This is a genomic window from Desulfogranum marinum (assembly GCF_016918565.1).
GTDB lineage: Bacteria > Desulfobacterota > Desulfobulbia > Desulfobulbales > Desulfobulbaceae > Desulfogranum > Desulfogranum marinum.
In genome coordinates this window covers 1-17,139 of the sequence record NZ_JAFFQD010000068.1, presented here as the reverse complement: position 1 = coordinate 17,139, position 17,139 = coordinate 1, and the positions used below count along the sequence as shown (strand labels likewise).

Annotated in this window: 14 protein-coding genes; 8 read left to right on the top strand and 6 right to left on the bottom strand. The window is 50.9% G+C overall.

Features of this window, described 5'->3' with window-relative positions:
- The first annotated feature begins 188 nt into the window (after positions 1-188).
- Positions 189-512, top strand: a complete 324-nt coding sequence (locus JWH17_RS21745) for a hypothetical protein (protein ID WP_205224806.1) — start codon at positions 189-191, stop codon at positions 510-512.
- Positions 513-538: 26 nt separating this feature from the next.
- Here JWH17_RS21745 and JWH17_RS21740 read toward each other — a convergent pair whose 3' ends face one another.
- The 6 genes from JWH17_RS21740 to JWH17_RS24205 form a co-directional block, all read right to left on the bottom strand.
- Positions 539-1,846, bottom strand: coding sequence for an MBL fold metallo-hydrolase (locus JWH17_RS21740; protein ID WP_232371250.1), 1,308 nt, complete (start codon positions 1,844-1,846; stop codon positions 539-541).
- 133 nt (positions 1,847-1,979) lie between these two features.
- Positions 1,980-4,175 carry a PEP/pyruvate-binding domain-containing protein gene (locus JWH17_RS21735; RefSeq protein WP_205224805.1) on the bottom strand — a complete coding sequence of 732 codons (2,196 nt, stop codon included), beginning with the start codon at positions 4,173-4,175 and terminating at the stop codon, positions 1,980-1,982.
- Positions 4,153-4,626 carry a pyridoxamine 5'-phosphate oxidase family protein gene (locus JWH17_RS21730; protein ID WP_205224804.1) on the bottom strand — a complete coding sequence of 158 codons (474 nt, stop codon included), beginning with the start codon at positions 4,624-4,626 and terminating at the stop codon, positions 4,153-4,155. The genes JWH17_RS21735 and JWH17_RS21730 overlap by 23 nt, the downstream gene beginning before the upstream one ends.
- Positions 4,627-4,927: 301 nt before the next feature.
- Positions 4,928-6,904 (bottom strand): cache domain-containing protein, encoded by a 1,977-nt coding sequence (locus JWH17_RS21725; RefSeq protein WP_205224803.1) that lies wholly within the window; start codon positions 6,902-6,904, stop codon positions 4,928-4,930.
- Complete coding sequence (locus JWH17_RS21720) at positions 6,904-8,268, bottom strand: sigma-54-dependent transcriptional regulator (protein WP_205224802.1); 1,365 nt, start codon at positions 8,266-8,268, stop codon at positions 6,904-6,906. The genes JWH17_RS21725 and JWH17_RS21720 overlap by 1 nt, the downstream gene beginning before the upstream one ends.
- Positions 8,269-8,539: 271 nt before the next feature.
- Positions 8,540-8,674 (bottom strand): hypothetical protein, encoded by a 135-nt coding sequence (locus tag JWH17_RS24205; RefSeq protein ID WP_269755904.1) that lies wholly within the window; start codon positions 8,672-8,674, stop codon positions 8,540-8,542.
- A 128-nt stretch (positions 8,675-8,802) separates the two neighbouring features.
- Between JWH17_RS24205 and fdnG the strand changes: the two genes are divergently transcribed.
- The 7 genes from fdnG to JWH17_RS21685 all read left to right on the top strand — a co-directional run bounded on the left by fdnG (position 8,803) and on the right by JWH17_RS21685 (position 16,817).
- Positions 8,803-11,808 carry a formate dehydrogenase-N subunit alpha gene (fdnG, locus tag JWH17_RS21715; protein ID WP_205224801.1) on the top strand — a complete coding sequence of 1,002 codons (3,006 nt, stop codon included), beginning with the start codon at positions 8,803-8,805 and terminating at the stop codon, positions 11,806-11,808.
- Entirely contained in the window at positions 11,805-12,644 is an 840-nt protein-coding gene (locus JWH17_RS21710; RefSeq protein WP_205224800.1) for a 4Fe-4S dicluster domain-containing protein, read from the top strand. The genes fdnG and JWH17_RS21710 overlap by 4 nt, the downstream gene beginning before the upstream one ends.
- A gap of 1 nt (position 12,645) precedes the next feature.
- On the top strand, positions 12,646-13,839 hold the full coding sequence (nrfD, locus tag JWH17_RS21705; protein ID WP_205224799.1) for an NrfD/PsrC family molybdoenzyme membrane anchor subunit: 1,194 nt from the start codon (positions 12,646-12,648) through the stop codon (positions 13,837-13,839).
- Position 13,840: 1 nt separating this feature from the next.
- Positions 13,841-13,987: a hypothetical protein gene (locus JWH17_RS21700; protein WP_205224798.1), complete on the top strand. Its 147-nt coding sequence runs from the start codon at positions 13,841-13,843 to the stop codon at positions 13,985-13,987.
- Positions 13,977-15,392: a formate dehydrogenase accessory sulfurtransferase FdhD gene (gene fdhD / locus JWH17_RS21695; RefSeq protein ID WP_205224797.1), complete on the top strand. Its 1,416-nt coding sequence runs from the start codon at positions 13,977-13,979 to the stop codon at positions 15,390-15,392. The genes JWH17_RS21700 and fdhD overlap by 11 nt, the downstream gene beginning before the upstream one ends.
- 296 nt (positions 15,393-15,688) lie before the next feature.
- The gene (gene mobB, locus JWH17_RS21690; RefSeq protein WP_205224796.1) at positions 15,689-16,315 is read left to right on the top strand and encodes a molybdopterin-guanine dinucleotide biosynthesis protein B; all 627 of its coding nucleotides are present in this window, start codon (positions 15,689-15,691) and stop codon (positions 16,313-16,315) included.
- Between the two features lie 145 nt (positions 16,316-16,460).
- A complete protein-coding gene (locus tag JWH17_RS21685; RefSeq protein WP_205224795.1) occupies positions 16,461-16,817 on the top strand; it encodes a hypothetical protein in 357 nt (118 codons plus the stop codon).
- Positions 16,818-17,139 lie beyond the last annotated feature (322 nt).

Here is a 17,139-nt window from a genome sequence, read left to right as displayed (position 1 = left end):
CCGAAAACGATGGCCGGAATCGAATGGAATCCCTGGCCGGAATCAATTGGAATGGGTGGCCGGAATGAAATGGAATCACCGGCCGGAATCCCCTGGAATCAGTGGCCGGATTGCTCTGGAATACTCAAATTATCATGAAAAATGTTTATTGTATTGATATTAAGTTAACATTCACGAGAGGTGCACTTATGGGAACAAACATAAACACTGATCAAGCGACGAGGGATTACTTAGAATATCTATTTGACCATCCGGGAATTATCACTGATCAGCCATCCTGTGCTTCTGAAGGTTCATACTGGCTAAAAAAACTGTTAGCTGGACAATGCAGAGGCGATGAAGCGAAGCGTGAAATGATGGCAATTATCAACCGATGGCAAGCTTATCATTACAAGAAAGCCAGATCATTGGGATGGGAGCTGGACGTGGAGGAGTTTAGAAAATCATTTTCTCGGTTTGGTGAGAAAAAATCAGAAATAGGGGACAGACCACATTTTAGATCTACAATCTAAAATGTGGTCTGTCCCCTATTTCTCAATTATTTCAGTAACAACCGGCCAAGAGTTTCTCGTGCCTTCTCCTCTCCATGCACCAGCCGAATTTCTTTGGGCGGGGTCGGCATGGAGTGCACCCAGTCAACAATCATCTGTTGATCAGCATGCGCTGAATATGCTGTGAGTGAATATACGCCTGCCTTAACCGGAACCTTCCGCTCGATTATTTCGCGTCCAAGGGTTCCCTTCGCCTGATACCCTACAAAAAAAATGTCATTTACTGGATCCTGAAGACCATATTCTAAATGGTCGACAATTCGCCCGCCTGTACACATACCGCTGCCTGCGATAATTATTGCCGGGCCTTTCACATCCAGCAATCGTTGATGATCGGTGTATTTCTTTACCGCGTACAATCCTTTAAAATCAAAAGGATGGTCGCCTTGATCGTGTAGATCCTTTGCCTCTTTATCCCAGAAATCATCAAGCTTTGCATATATTTCGGTTATCGCAAGCCCTAAAGGCGAATCTACAAATACCGGTGTATCCACGTTGATTCGGTCTAGTTCATAGAGTAATTCCTGGGTTCTGCCAAGAGCAAAGGCCGGGATATACACAATCCCTTTATCGGCGAGTGCTTTTTTAAGCAGGTTACGCAACGTTTCAACCCTGTCCTTTCTGGAGGGGTGCAGCCTGTCGCCGTAGGTGGATTCAAGAACAAGCAGGTCACAACTTTCCGGTGGATCCGGATCCGGCAGTATTGGGGTATCAGTACATCCCAGGTCACCTGAAAAGGTTATGTTGAAACGATCATGGCTTGCAATGCCAGGAAAAGAAAACTGGATAAAGCATGAACCAAGAATATGGCCTGCATTCTTCAACTTGAAGCTAATACCCTTTTTCAGGGTAAAGGTTTCATACAGTTCAAAGCCCCAGGAAAGCTCATCAATATCTGCCTCCAACCGTTGCATCTTGTTTTTGCTTCTACCGGAAAAAGACATTGCATCATGCAGCATAGGAATAAGCAACGCCTTGGTGGCATGGGTGCAGATGATTTCGCCCCGGAAACCTGCATCAAGTAGCGCCGGCACCCTGCCTATATGATCAATATGGGCGTGGGTTAAAAAGAGATAATCGATTGTGCTTGGAGGCACCGGAAATTCAGCAAAGGGTACTTCCGGATCATGCCCATAAGTTGAGCCACAATCTACCAGGATGCTAACGCTGTCTTTTGTCGTCGTACGGAACCGAACGAGATGACAGGAACCTGTAACACAGTCTTTTGCACCGAGATGATCGATTTTGATGTGTGATGGGATGCATGTACTCTTTGGAGGATTATTTTGGTTCATCTTCACTGGTTCAAATCTAAGGATGTGCACCCCATTTGGGTCGTCGATCCAGAAATAGGGGACAGACCACTTTTTAGTTTTGCAAACTAAAAGGTGGTCTGTCCCCTATTTCTTGTCCCTATTTCTTCGCTTCTTACTTTTTCTCGATCGTCAGTATTCCAAGATACCCATCAACCGTTACTTTATCTCCGGAGGTTATAAGCGATGTGGCATCCGGCACTCCGGTTATACAGGGAATACCATATTCTCTGGCAATAATAGCACCGTGAATAAGCATTCCTCCCCGCTTTTCTATAATAGCTGCGGCAAGTGGAACAATAAAAGTCATATTCGGATCAATGCTGTCAACCACCAAAATTTCCCCGGCCTGAAAATTCTTTAAATCCTCCAGTTCACGTACAACCCTGGCTACGCCATGACCAACGCCCTTTGCTGCCGGCTGCCCTACAATTTGCCTGGCAGTGACGCGACTATAGCTTTTTTTCGGAGTCGTGGAACTTTTCCTGGGTCGGGAATCGAGATTTTGCTGCTGGCCTGCCAAGATTGCGGCCACCTCTTTGGGGGAGGCATGTTCAGCTCCTGTAACTTGCCGTGCAACTAACCGCTGGCGCCCCGCATTGACAGCTGCAGCTGCCTGCAGTTCTATCTTTCCCAGATACACATTATCATCATCCCGTATGCAATAACTCGCCCTTGCTAAATCTAACAAATCCTCTCCGTTAAAGGGGTACTCGGCTTGTTGCATACGTTTTAAAAAACGGAGTTCAAGCTCCTTGCTCCTTGCCACGCCCCCATCCCGCTGAGCAGGCTGTATCCGGGTATATTCAAGAATAACCTTCATAACCACCAGCAGTCTTTGTTCGTGGTCTTCTTCCAGGCCGGGGAAAAGAAAGCCATAGTGACTGAGCAAGTCGTCCAGTTGCCCGCGAAACAATGGGTCAGTTGGGAGTGTCCCATCATGCTGCTCAAGCTCTTGCTTGAGCTTCGGGTTCTCATTGACCAAAGAAGCAAGCTCATACAACTGTTTGTTACGACTGGTGCTGAGCATTTTCCGGCTACTCAGCAACTGCACAAACTCGTATGGGTCGGCAGGCGTTAACAGTTCATTATAAATCTCTCCGAACAGGCGAACACCGTGAGCAAAAGGAATACATTTTTCCCAATACATGTCTGCCCAGTAGCTGTTTCTCTGTGTACGGTGCTCAATGGCTTCGGCCAGGGCCTGGTCATCTAGCGTATCAAGATTGATCTGGGCAAACTCAGCAGCTTCACTCTCCATAGAAGGTAATACATCGTGTTCAATAGCATCACGCAGCTGAACCAGGTTGTCATAACTTCTGTGCAAGCTGAGATACCACGGCCGTTTATCCTCGCGATCTACGTTTGCCAGAGTAGAGATAGGTCGAGCCTGCAGGAGATAGAGCTGGCCGTCGCTGATTGTCCACTCTATATCCAGTGGCTGATTAAAGTGTTGTTCAAGACGAAGACAAACCTCCTTCAGCTGTAGAAGCTCGCTGGCGGTCAAAGGGGGCCTGTCACGTTGCGGCTCAGGAATATCCTCCAGCCCTATCACACCTGCGCGGGCAGTTGTCTGCTTGGTGCGCCGGCTTGGTTGTATCCACTGCCTTACCGCACCGTCTGCTTTGTCTACAAACCATCGATCGGGCTCTATCTGCCCATCAACCAGGCCCTGATTTAATCCGTATACAGCTTCAATCACCATATGGCTGCTCCCCATGGGATCATGGGTAAAGCAGATGCCGGAGACATCACTGTTTACCATTTCCTGAACAACCACGGCCATTCTGCTTGTCTCGACCGATAGCCCAAGTTCCTGTCGATACAGCAGTGCCCGATCGGACCATAAGGAAGCCCAGACCTTTTTGATATGAGCTATAATTTTGTCACAGGGAATATTGAGATACGACTCATGCAAACCGGCAAAGGAGCCGGCCGCTTGATCCTCGTCTGTTGCAGATGAACGAACTGCCACCAGCGAGTTAGCGAATGCACTGTGCAGAAAAAGAGATAATTCGTTTTCTAATTCTGACGGGATAGAGGCTGCAAGAAAGAGTGCCTTTACGCGCAAGGCTGTATCCCAGATTTCCTCCCAGCGCATGTCCTGCTGCTGTTTTCGATTCAGCACCAAGCCGATTTTTTCTCGAAGTCCATGAAAGTCAAGAAAACCGTCATAGGCATCACTGGTAATGCACACTGTTTTGGGTACGTTACATCCTGCCGCCAGCAAGTCACGCAGGCCTACCCCCTTGCCTCCTACCTGCTGAACCGTGGCCGTCTTTTCATGTTCAAGAAAAAATATCCTTTTCATTGCCGGGATGATACTCCATGACGTTTTGGAAACGGTTGACCAACAGATAATGGTGAACTTTTACCTTGATCAAGACTGTTGCCGGGGAAGAGAGAAAATCCACAAGATAGGGATGGCGCTCCAGGTATAAACTGCGCAGCATTTCCAGTTCATTCGGTTCCACCTGGCCGGCACGCCCTATGATCGTAAGAGCTTCAGCCGAATGAAAATCTGCTTCACAGTTACTGCGGGTGTCAACAAGCAGAGATACGCGCGGCTGCTGAGAGAGGTTGATAAATTTTCGCGTTGCGGTACCGGTCGCCACCACCAGCGTTTCCAGATCAGGCGTGTGCGCATACGCCATAAGGCTTGCATAAGGCTGTTCCCCTCTTACAGTGGATAACACCGCAAGCCGTTGTGATGCCAATACCTTTAAAATGGCTGCCCGCATGTTGGAGTCATAGTTTTCCATAGTACGTCTATACCCTTTTCTTAATGTACAACGTGACTTGTAATGTATCCTTTAGAGAGCATAACATTTGTCGCCCCTCATTATTCATACCATAAGGTCCATTATAAGGAGATTCATCATAGAATCAACAAAGCATCGTTTTTGAGCCTGCTGGAAGTTAAGTTACAACCTGCACACCACATCGATGAATTTTGGTATTATTGGGGCAGCTCAAAGTAGCAATTACACCGATGAGGCTTAAGGTGGGTGAGCTGAGCGCATCCACGCGGGGTCCGATGGCTACCATTGGCAACAGGCTCCGTTATTCAACGAACCGTCGTTTGATCGGCAAGTCGATCTGAAAAACCGTACCTTCTCCTTCCCTGGAAGAGACTTCGATTGAGCCGCCGTGGGCTCGTATAATGCCGTAAGAGACTGAAAGTCCCAGGCCGGTACCATTACTTTTGGTGGTAAAAAAAGGATTGAAAATTTTCACCCGCGTCGATTCATTCATACCAGGACCGGTATCGGCAACCAGAATCCGTACCCAGCGGTCCTCCACGCTCCCGGAAAGACGCAGCTCCCCTTTACCTGCCATGGCCTGCGCAGCATTGAGCAGAATATTGGTGAACACCTGCCGCAATCGCTCACGATCCCCCTGGACAGCGGGCAGTTCTACGGCAAAGGTTTTCTTGATCTTGATGCCGACCATGGGCGCATGATGACTGAGCTGGTCCAGTATCTCGCCCAACAGGGCTGGTATCTGCACCGGTTCCGTGTTGAGGTTCTGCTCCCTGGATGAGCTGAGCAGATTCCGGGTGATCAAGGAAATCCGGTCAACCTGTTTCATGATCTCGGCCAGTTCCTCGTGCTCGTCAGCGTCATCTGCCAAGCCCATCTGCAGAATTTCAACGTTACCGCGAATAATCGCTGCCGGGTTATTGATCTCGTGGGCCACCCCGGATGCCAGAGAGCCGATAGCCGCCAATTTTTCCTGATGGAGCAGTTGTTCCTGGGTTTGAATCAGTTCCAGACTTTTCTCTTCCAACTGCGAAGTTCTTCTCTCGACTTTTTTCTCTAGCTGGCGATTAAGCTCCTGCAGCTCCAGATCACTTATCCGCAAGGCATTGGTCATGTCGGCAAAAGCGGTGGTGAGATGCCCTATTTCGTCTCGACCGGCGGCAGGTAACGATACATCCCGTTCGCCACCGGCAATTTTTTTCGCCGACCCGGCCAACGCCAGGACCGGTTCGGATAAACGCCGAGCAAACCAGCCGGCCAAAAGACCGCCGAGCAAACAACCCAAGACCAATAAACCGGAGAGGAGCAAAAATGCCCGTTTTTTCACGGCGACCAGCGGTTTTTCCAACATGCCGACATACAGAGCGCCAATCGCTTCCCCTTTGCCGGTAAAAATTGGTTCGTAGGCGGTCAGGTACCACTCATTGACCACAATAGCTCTATCAAGCCAGGTTTCTCCATGCTGCAAGACCGCCTCTGCCACCTGCGGCGAAACCAACGTGCCCAAGGCTCGTTGACCATTTTTTAGGCGCACCGTGGTGGCAACCCGTAGTGATTCGAGAAAAATTGTTGCACTGCCGACGGCAACACCGGCATACTCATCCCGGCCATACACCAGTTCATTAATCCTATCGACCAGGCCCAAATTATTATTGAGCATCACCCCTCCATAGAGACAACCAACAGGTAGCCCTGAGCGATCGAGCAGCGGGATAGCCGCAACCAGAAACATGCCGCGCCGCTCCAGCGCCTCACCCTCGGCTGCAGGACTGTAAATCATGGCGCGCAAAGCCAGCTCCGGACTTTCACGTTCCAACTCCGCTTCACTCATCAACACCGTCCCTTGGAAGGGGCCATCGGCCAAAGCCTTGAGGACAAAGTCAGCTGCGCGTGTCAACTGCTCGTCGCCGGTCTGCAACAGCATCTTCCCTTGAAGATCACTGATATTGAGCATATCCAGCTCTTCCAGCCGCCGTGTTTCGGCCAGTAATTTCGCGAGCGACTCACGGTCAGCGGTCTGCAGGGCACCGACCAAAGGCAACGACCGTGCAGTAAAACGTACCACCTCATACAGCCGTTGTTGCTCCCTTTCCAGAACGGTCCGCGCGGCGTTCAGGTCGTTACGAATCTGCTTTTGGGTCTGGTCCACAATTGAAGCATTAATCAAAAAGGTAGCGGCAAGCGCCACCAGCACCAGAATCAAAACCAGCGGCGTTACAATCGCCAGCGTTAATTTACCGCGTATCGAGTTGAAGGCGGCATAAAAAGGGTTGGTCATCAGTCGAGCGACTCGTCTTGGTTAAGGTCGAATTCTTTGATTTTTCGATTGATTGTTCTGCGTGTAACCCCCAGAAGTTCCGCAGCCCGGCTTTTATTCCATCGGGTTTCCCGGAGTGCGCGAATCACCTGCAGACGTTCCGTCTCACGCAGGTTAAGGGGTAAGGTTGGCCCATCTGCCGGCTGCAGCTTCTGGTTGGCAAACGGCAAGTGAGCCGGCTTAATCATCCCGTCACGGGCGATAATGGAGCACCGCTCCATCATGTTTTCCAGCTCGCGAACATTGCCGGGCCAGTGATATTTTTTGAGCGCTGCCAGCGCTTCTGCTTCAATTCCTGCCACTGCACGGCGGGTTTTTTGCTCGATTTTCTGTAAAAAATGCTCGGCCAAGGGCTCAATATCTTCCTCGCGTTCTCGCAGTGGCGGCAACTCAACAGGAAAGACGTTGAGGCGATAATAGAGATCTTCGCGGAATGCTCCGGCGGCGACCTCCTGCTGCAAATCCTTGTTGGTGGCAGCCACAAAACGAACATCCACCTTGCGGACAGTGGTCGAGCCAACCGGGATAAACTCTCCTTCCTGCAGCACACGCAACAACTTGGCCTGCAGCACCTGACTCAGTTCGCCGACCTCGTCGAGGAACATGGTTCCCTGATCAGCCTCCTCAAGCAATCCCTTCTGAGCCTGGACAGCACCGGTAAAAGCACCTTTGACATGACCAAACAGCTGACTTTCAAGCAGAGTTTCCGATAGAGCGGCACAGTTCAGAGCCAGAAAACGGCTATTTTTACGCGGGCTGGCATAATGGATGGCAGCGGCAACCAATTCCTTGCCGGTGCCGCTTTCTCCCAGCACCAGGACGCTCAGATCACTGTCGGCAGCACTCAGTGCAAGATCATAGGCCTGACGGAATGTATTGCTGCGAAATATTGGTTCGGCAGAAACTTTCTGTTCCTGCAACTCTTTCTTCAAAGAACTGTTCTCTTCAAGAAGGCGCTGTTGCTCAAGGGTATGCTTGACAACGGCGGAGAGTTTTTCCTTTGGAAAGGGCTTGGTCAGGTAATCATAAGCACCGATCTTCATCGCCTCGACCGCCGAGTCTATGGTACCATGTCCGGTCATAATAATGACCGGCAGTTGCGGACACTTCACCTGCAATCGTTGCAAGACTTCAATGCCATCCATTTGCGGCATCTTGACATCCAGCAGCAGCATATCGGCATCGCCGTCAAAGTCCTTCAGGCTCTTTAGCAACAGCAGCGGGTCGGCAAAACTCTCAACCTGGTACCCCCAGTTGGTAAGCATCTTGCTGAGATAACGCCGCATTCCTTCTTCATCATCACAAATCAGTATCTTTGTGGTCATATCGTATCTATTGAATCACTAGGCAGAAATTTCATCATCATAAGTGAGGCTGGATTAAGAGTGACATTTTGGGGAGTTACGGTACACCCATTTTTCGGTTCAACGGATAGAGGATGGGTAGATAAAGCCCCATAGTTCCTCATCACTTAATAAGTATAATAAGGAAAACAATGATTGTAGACAAGTACGCCTTCTAATGTAATTCGAGACGAAAACAAACAAAAAGTACTGTGGAATCGACCTGCATACCAATAATCCTCAATTTTGATCATTAACCTGGAACTTCCTCGCAACCGACATACTTACCCCAGGCGGTCATTGCTGTCCCGTCGCGAGACAGGATGTCCCGGAAAGTTTGTTCTACCAAGACGTTTAACAGGCCTTTGCTCTCAGCAGTAAAAACCATTTTTAGCCCCTTTTTTCAGCCATATTGAGACACATTTCAAAAAAGTGACCGGCTTGGTACGACCTCTGCAAAGCAGGGTCAATTTTCCTTTAATTGACAGCAACAATTCCACGCAAGGAGAGCAAAGCATGGGAATATCGAGACGTAATTTTTTAAAAGGGAGTGCCTTAACGGCAGGGACCGTTGCCTTGACCGGTAAAGCGGCCAAAGCAAGTGTTGACTCCCCTGAGTTGCGCATCAAAGGGCTGCAGACCAGCACCACCGTCTGTCCTTACTGTGCGGTCGGCTGCGGTATGATCGTCCATACCAAGAACGGCAAAATCGTCAACATCGAGGGTGACACAGAGCATCCGATCAACCGGGGCTCACTCTGTTCCAAAGGCAGCGCCCTGTTTCAGGTGGCCAACAACGAACGTCGTCTGACCCATGTTCAGTACCGCGCACCAGGCAGCAAACGATGGGAAAAAAAATCCTGGGAATGGGCAATGCAGCGTATGGCCCAGCTGATGAAAGAGACCCGTGACCGTAACTTTGTCAAGCAGGAAGAGATCGACGGGAAAACGTACACGGTCAACCGTAACGATGGCATGGCCATGATCGGCGCGGCGGCGCTGGACAACGAGGAATGTTACCTGCTCGGCAAGTTCGGCCGTGCCATGGGGGTCGGCTATATCGAACACCAGGCGCGCATCTGACACAGCGCTACAGTCGCCGGTCTGGCGGCAACATTCGGTCGTGGTGCAATGACCAACCACTGGAATGATATCCAGCATTCCGATGTCATTGTCAGCATTGGTTCCAACCCTGCAGAAAATCACCCAATATCTTTTAAATACGTCGAGATGGCGATGGACAAAGGCGCCAAGCTGGTCTCCATCGATCCACGGTATACACGGACCTCGTCTAAAGCCGATCTTTATGCCCAGCTTCGCCCGGGAACCGATATCGCCTTTATGGGCGGTCTGATAAATTACCTGCTCAAAAACGACCTGATCCAAAGAGAATACGTAGTCAATTACACCAATGCGGCGTTCCTGGTTAACGAAGATTTTGATTTCAACGATGGGATCTTTTCCGGCTATGACGCCGAGAGTTTCCGTTACGACAAAGAGAGTTGGGCCTACCAAGTGGACGAAAACGGAATGCCGAAGCGCGACGACAGTCTCGAGCATCCGCAAAGTGTCTACCAGTTAATGAAAAAACACTATGCCCGCTACACTCCGGAAAAGGTTTGTGAGATAACCGGCACCGAAATACAAAGCTACATGGAAGTGGCGCGTGCTTTCGCATCGACCCACAAAGCCAATAAGGTAGCAACCATCATGTATGCCATGGGCACCACCCAGCACACCCATGGAACCCAGAACGTACGCTCCTACGCCATGCTGCAGCTGCTCCTCGGCAACATCGGTATGGCAGGTGGCGGAATCAACGCCTTACGCGGTGAGTCCAACGTCCAGGGATCAACCGATTACGCCGTCCTTTATCACATCCTGCCCGGCTACCTGAAAGTACCGACCTACGACAATGTTGATCTGGCCACCTACTTCGATAAGTGGACCCCGAAAACCAACGACTCGCAAAGCGCCAACTGGTGGAGTAACACCCCCAAGTACATGACCAGCCTGCTCAAGGCCTATTGGGGAGATGCTGCTACGGAAGAGAACGATTTCTGCTTTGATTATCTTCCCAAGCGCAGCGGCAACTACTCCTACATACGACTGATGGAGCGATTGCAACACGGCGGTTTTGAGGGAATGATCTTCATGGGAACCAACCCGATTGTTGGTGGACCTGATGTCAATGCCATCGCCTCAGGGATGGATAATCTTAAATGGCTGGTCGCCGTTGATCTGTGGGAAACGGAAAGTTCGGTCTTCTGGAAACGGCCCGGCGTCGATCCTAAAGACATCGATACGGAAGTGTTCCTGCTGCCGGCCGCCTCCTCGGTAGAAAAGGAAGGTTCTATCTCCAACTCCGGGCGCTGGGCTCAATGGCGTTACAAAGCGGTCAACCCTCCGGGACATGCCGAGAGCGACGCCTACATAGTTGACCAGTGGATCAAGCGCCTCAAAGAGTTGTACAGCAAGGACGGTGTTTTTCCCGAGCCGATCGTCGATCTGGCCTGGAACTATGGTGACGGCCACGAACCGGATATCGATCTGGTTGCCCGCGAATGCAACGGCCGGTTCACCCGCGACGTGGTGGTCAAGGGAAAGGCTTTCAAAAAAGGGCAACAGGTACCAAGCTTCGCTTACCTGCAGGCAGATGGTTCAACCTCCAGCGGCAACTGGCTCTATTGCAACTCCTACACCGAGGAGGGCAACAAGATGCAGCGCCGTGGACTGGAAGATCCGACCGGCATGGGCTTTTACCACGACTGGGCCTGGTGTTGGCCGGTCAACCGGCGAGTGCTCTACAACCGCGCCTCCGTCGATGTTAATGGTCGCCCCTGGAATCCGGAGAAGCCGGTTATCAGTTGGAACAAGCTGACCCGCAAATGGGAAGGCGATGTGCCGGACGGCGGTTGGGTGCCGATGAGCGAAGATGGAACCAAGTCACCCTTCATCATGATTGCCGAAGGCTACGGGCGATTGTTTGCAGCCGGGCTGGCCGACGGACCGCTTCCCGAACACTATGAACCGATGGAAAGCCCGGTCGCCAACTTCATGACCGGACAGCAATGCAACCCAGCGGTATCAGTCCCCGGAAAGATCGACAACAGCGGTAAGTATCCCTATGTCGGTACCACCTACCGGGTCTCCGAACATTGGCAGGCCGGCGCCATGACCCGTAACCTGCCTTGGTTGGTTGAGTTGGTTCCCGACATGTTCGTCGAGATCAGCGAACAGCTGGCAGAATGGAAAGGCCTGAAAAACGGCGATATGGTCACTGTTAGCTCAGAACGTGGTCAGATCGAAGCGCGGGCACTTGTCACCGAACGGATCAAACCGTTTCGTGTGCAGGGTAAGCTGGTTGAACAGGTCGGCATGCCATGGCATTTCGGCTTTAACGGCATGGCCACCGGTGGAACTGCCAACACCCTGACCGCAGCAGTCGGTTGTGCCAATACCACCATTCCGGAGTACAAGGCCTTCCTCTGCAATATCGAGAAAGGAGGTATCAAGTCATGAGTAGCAACAAGAGCCCGAAACAGAATGCCTTTCTGATCGACCTGACCAAATGCACCGGTTGCCGTGGATGCCAGGTTGCCTGCAAGCAATGGAATCAGCTGGAAGCGGAGAATACCGAATTTTTCAGCGGCGAAGGATATCAGAATCCGCCGGCAATGTCCGAGTATACGTTCACCCGGATCAAGTTCCGCGACTATCAGAAAAACGGTCAAAACGAGTTCGCTTTCTACAAAGAGATGTGCATGCACTGCGATGACCCTGCCTGTGCTTCGGTCTGTCCGGTCAACGCTTTCGAGAAGACCGCCGAAGGTCCAGTCATCTATAAAGCGGATCGCTGCATCGGCTGCCGCTTCTGCATGATCGCCTGTCCATTCGGTATTCCCAAATATGAATGGAGTAAAGGATTGCCGCTGGTCAGGAAATGCACCGGTTGTTACAGCCGAATCAAAGAAGGGATGAAGCCTGCCTGTGCCACCGCCTGCCCGACCGCTATCGAATATGGTCCACGTGATGAGATGATCAAAATCGCCGAGGAGCGGCTTGCAAATCATCCAGACAAGTACATCCGTAAAATTTATGGTCTGGAAGAAGCGGGCGGCACCACTGTCCTCTACCTGACCAACCTGCCCTTCGACGAACTCGGTTTCAAAGAAGTCACCCAGCGGGCTCTGCCGGAGTACACCTGGCAGGCACTGCGTTTTGTACCGGCATCGTTTCTTGCCGTCGGCGGCACGCTTTCAGCCCTCTCCTGGATAACCCACCGCCGTGAGCGCCTGATGAAAAAACAAGCAACCGTTGAGCAGGCTGAGACTCCTGCTGAAGAGAAGGAGCAATAAAATGAACGTAGCTAGTACAGTTATCAATGAGGTCAAAGGATATCACGGATTTATCAAATTCATGATTTTCATTGTTGCTCTGAGCGGTGTCGCCGCAATGGTCCGTTTTGTCTTTGGCCTCGGAGCCACCACCAATATGGACGATACTTATCCCTGGGGGCTCTGGGTCTCTTTCGACGTGGTCACCGCCGTGCCGCTGGCTGCCGGGGCCTTTACTCTGGGCGCCATCGTCCATTGTTTTCATATAAAAAAGCTTGAACCGCTGGTTCGTCCGGCGATTGTCACCGGTTTTCTCGGCTACTCGCTGGTTTGCGTCGGCCTGCTGCTTGACCTGGGACAACCACACAAAGGCTGGCACGTGCTGCGCTACTGGAACCTGCATTCGCCGATGTTTGAAGTCTCCATGTGCGTCATGGCCTACACCACGGTGCTGTTTCTTGAGTTTCTTTCGCCGGTGGCGGAGAAATTCGGCTGGAACATTCCACTGCGCATCCTGCGTTGGCTGGAAATGCCGCTCGTCATCCTGGCTGCTGCCATCTCGACCCTGCACCAATCGTCGCTGGGTACTTTTTTCCTGATCGCGGTCGATAAGCTGCACAGTCTCTGGTACAACCCGATGCTGCCATTGCTTTTCTGGGTCAGCGCCATCTGCAGCGGTATGTGCATTATCATTATCGAAGCAACCGCCACCCATAAATGGATGGAACAGCCGAACGAGGGCGTGCTGTTACGCACCCTGGCGAAAATTCTGCCATGGACCCTCGGTCTTTACATCGCGCTGCGCACCTATTCCCTGCTGGCGCTCTCGGAAGGGCCGCTTTTTAACAACCCGACCCTCACCTTGTTGTTTGTCCTGGAGCTTGGCATCGGCTTTATCCTCCCCTTTTTCATGTTCATCAGCCACACGGTCCGCAACGACGATCGCCTCAGGTCACACGCCGCTCTGTTAGTGGTGTTCGGTCTGGTGCTTAATCGTTTTAATGTCTCCATGTTCGGCATGATGGACTCTACCCATATCTACTATCCATCACTGATCGAAACGGTGGTAACCATAGGCATCATTACCGCACACATCCTGCTCTTCGTGCTGATCGCCAAGTACTTCCCGATCTTCGAGCATCACCCCGAAACCGTTGACTACTCTATTCCGGACTCGTTCGGCAAGGTAGACGACGCCGTACCAAAGGGTGCGTAATATGCTTTTGCCGAAAACCGAACAGGTTTCCGGCAAGAGGCACCAACCACCGCCACCGCATTCGTCCAATGCGGTGGCGGTAATCACACTGAAAATAGAGCAAAAACAGGCATTAAAAATTTTCGGATGGATTAACAATGCATACTAACCAGGCACATGAAATTGTTCGCGTCAGGCAGGGTCGGAGCGAACAACTCCAACGTCATACCGTCTCCGAATACCCCTTGCGCCTGCGGGTTAATGATCGCGAATTGGCGACCTTGGTCTGTTCCCCGCACCAACTCAATTTCCTGCTGTTCGGTTTTTTCCGTCTGCAGGGTTTTATTGAATCACTCGACGATATTTCCTCCTTCGAAGTCTGCGACAAATACGGTCTGGCCGACGTACACCTGAAAGGCGAACTGCCCGAGCGGCTGCAGCCAACTCTCACTTCCGGTTGCGGCACTGGTATTGCCTACAACCTGCCCACTCAGCTGCTCGGTAAAAACAGGCAACGGCCGCGCAATTATAACACCCGCGCCCTGCTCCAACTGATGAACGAATTAAACGATCTGACCGAGCACTACCGCAGCCATGGCGGTATCCATTCTGCAGCGATCGGCGACAGCGACGGCACGCTCATCCTGCACGCCGAAGATATCGGCCGTCACAACACGTTTGACCGTGTTGCCGGTGAGGCGTTGGTCCGCAAAATCGACCTGCATGACAAAATGCTGGTCACCTCCGGACGGGTCTCCACCGAGATGGTGGCCAAGGCTGCAAAACTCGGCGTCGGCCTGGTCGCTTCGCGCACCTCGCCAACCGACAAAGCCGTTGAACTCTGCGAACAAGCCGGCATCACCCTGGTCGGCTATGTGCGCGGGAAAAATATGGATATTTACGCCCATCCCGAACAGCTGAACGTAACCGGCACTGGGGACCGGATCAGTGGTGTGACCGGGGTTATTCTCGCCGGTGGGGAGAGTCGCCGTATGGGCAGTAACAAATCTCTGCTCCCACTTGCCGGCGCTCGCTTTATTGATCAGGTTTACCGACGCATGGCAGATCTGTTTGACGAAGTCATCATCGTCACCAACACCCCTGACCTGTACAAAGAAATCCCCTGTCGCAAAGTCCCGGATATCTACTATGCCCAAGGTGCCCTGGCCGGATTGCACTCCGGTTTAGCGCACGCTAAGTGCGAAAAAATCTTCGTGGTTGCTTGCGACATGCCGTTTATTTCCGCTGCAGTTGTGAAAGAAATCTGTGCTCACGCAGATCAAGGGGATTTAGTCATTCCTTTCAGCAGCAACGGTCATGAGCCCCTGCACGCGCTTTACAGCAAAAGCTGTTTACCAGCGATGGAGGAAGTGCTTGACGCCGGTTTAAAACGAATAATAACTTTCTTTGAAAAGGTGAAACAGGTGGAATTGCCTGCAAGTAAAATACGGCAATATGATCCTGAAGAAAAAAGTTTTAAAAATATTAACACGCCTGAGGATTATTTCCGCTTGCGCGCCACTGTGGTTGCAACGGAGCAACCACAGTTACAGCTCAAGCAAGGCAATAACTGAGCCAGTTGACTTACTGCCTTTTCGCCCAATCTCTCGGAGTCTAACGCTTACCTGACCTTGAACGAAAATTCTAGTAAACCAACAGACTCAGAACTGAGTAACTATTTCACTGAAACGTATCGCCTAACAGGTTCCCCCTTCCTCATGGCGAGCAGTCAATGGCCTGGCTGGAAACGGCCGGGCCTTTTACCTGTAGACTTATTCCGGCAACGGTAAACGGCTCTACGAAAATACCTTTACTTATCGTCCTGACTCCGGAACGCGGTGTTTCGTAACTCTTGGTAAAAGGAAAACATATGCTCAACTATTATCAGGCTAGAAATCCGATCATCAATCCGATTCCTCGGCCGGCCACGGACACCATTCCACGGTTCAACGTCAACATTCAGGCCATGGCTGAAGAGACTATCGTTAGCCAGCATCCACCAGCCGTCTCTTTTATTGCCCCCTCCGGGTCAGGCAAAACAACACTGTTAACAAAGTTGATCGCCGAGTTAAAAAATCGTGGTTATACAGTAGGTGCCATGAAACATGGCCCTCCTGATTTCGAAATCGATCGCCCCGGTAAAGACAGCCATCGCCTTGCCGAGGCTGGTGCAGATAGCATGCTCATAAGCGCTGACAATAAACTGGCGTTGGTCAAGCAAGTCGAGCAACCGCCGACATTCAAAGAGTTACTGGCCACCTATTTTCCGGATGTCGACATTATTCTGGTCGAAGGATTCAAACGAGTCAGCCTGCCGAAAATTGAAATCCATCGCCACCAGCACACCAGCGGCCTACTCTGCCGCGGGAAAAAACACGACCCGAACCTGATCGCCGTCGCCACTGACAGAGAGCTACAGGTCGATGTTCCACAGCTGGACCTGAACCAACCGGAGGTAATTGTCGATTTCCTTTTGCTCAACTTTTCCATCACATAAACCGTGAGCTTTGACCGGCCCATGACTGGCTATGATCCCAGGCATCATTTACAGACAAAATCAAAAAGATAAGCCTATCGGAACAAGGGATGGCCTTTACATTTATCGCGTATACACCTATCCCCTTACCTTCTAGGAGAGTATCATGCAAATAGTAGAAGCACGTTGCACCCACTGTGAACTGACCGCCGTCCTTCCCTCTATCCCGGACTTCGTTATTGACGACAACGGTAAGTATATTCCTTTAAAATATCCTGGAGAAAGACAAATATTAGAAGATGTTTTGGGTGAAGGGTATGATCCAAAGTCGCTTGCTGAAAGGCTGGTTACTTATATTCCTGTGGCTTGTGCAGCATGCAAAACGCAATTTGGTTTAGACATTAAAAAAGAAGCGCCCCAATGTTCTACATGCGACTCTGAGGATATTTATATCATCACGCAATATATAGAGAAGACCTGCCCCCTGTGTAAAGAGGGAGTGATTAAATCCACTGTGCTGTGACTTGACAAGACAAGACCTAACTTAAAAGGGGACAGAACTATTTATTGATTTCAACTTTACTTTTATCGTGTTGCGGCCCCTATTATTTGCTCATCCTGTAGCTCTGTAGCGGGCTAAAAACTGTCAAATGCAAATGCCTAACCCGTATTTCTCATCAATAAAGTTTTTCGCAGGGCAAGGCGCAAGCCGCGTAGCAGGTAAGGTAAAATGAGAAGGCTGGTTCACCTCCCGAGTTTTATGCTACACATAGCATGTTCGACAAGAACTAACTCAACGCAGTCAGATGCTGCAATTAAAGGAGAACCAGCCATGCATAGTATAA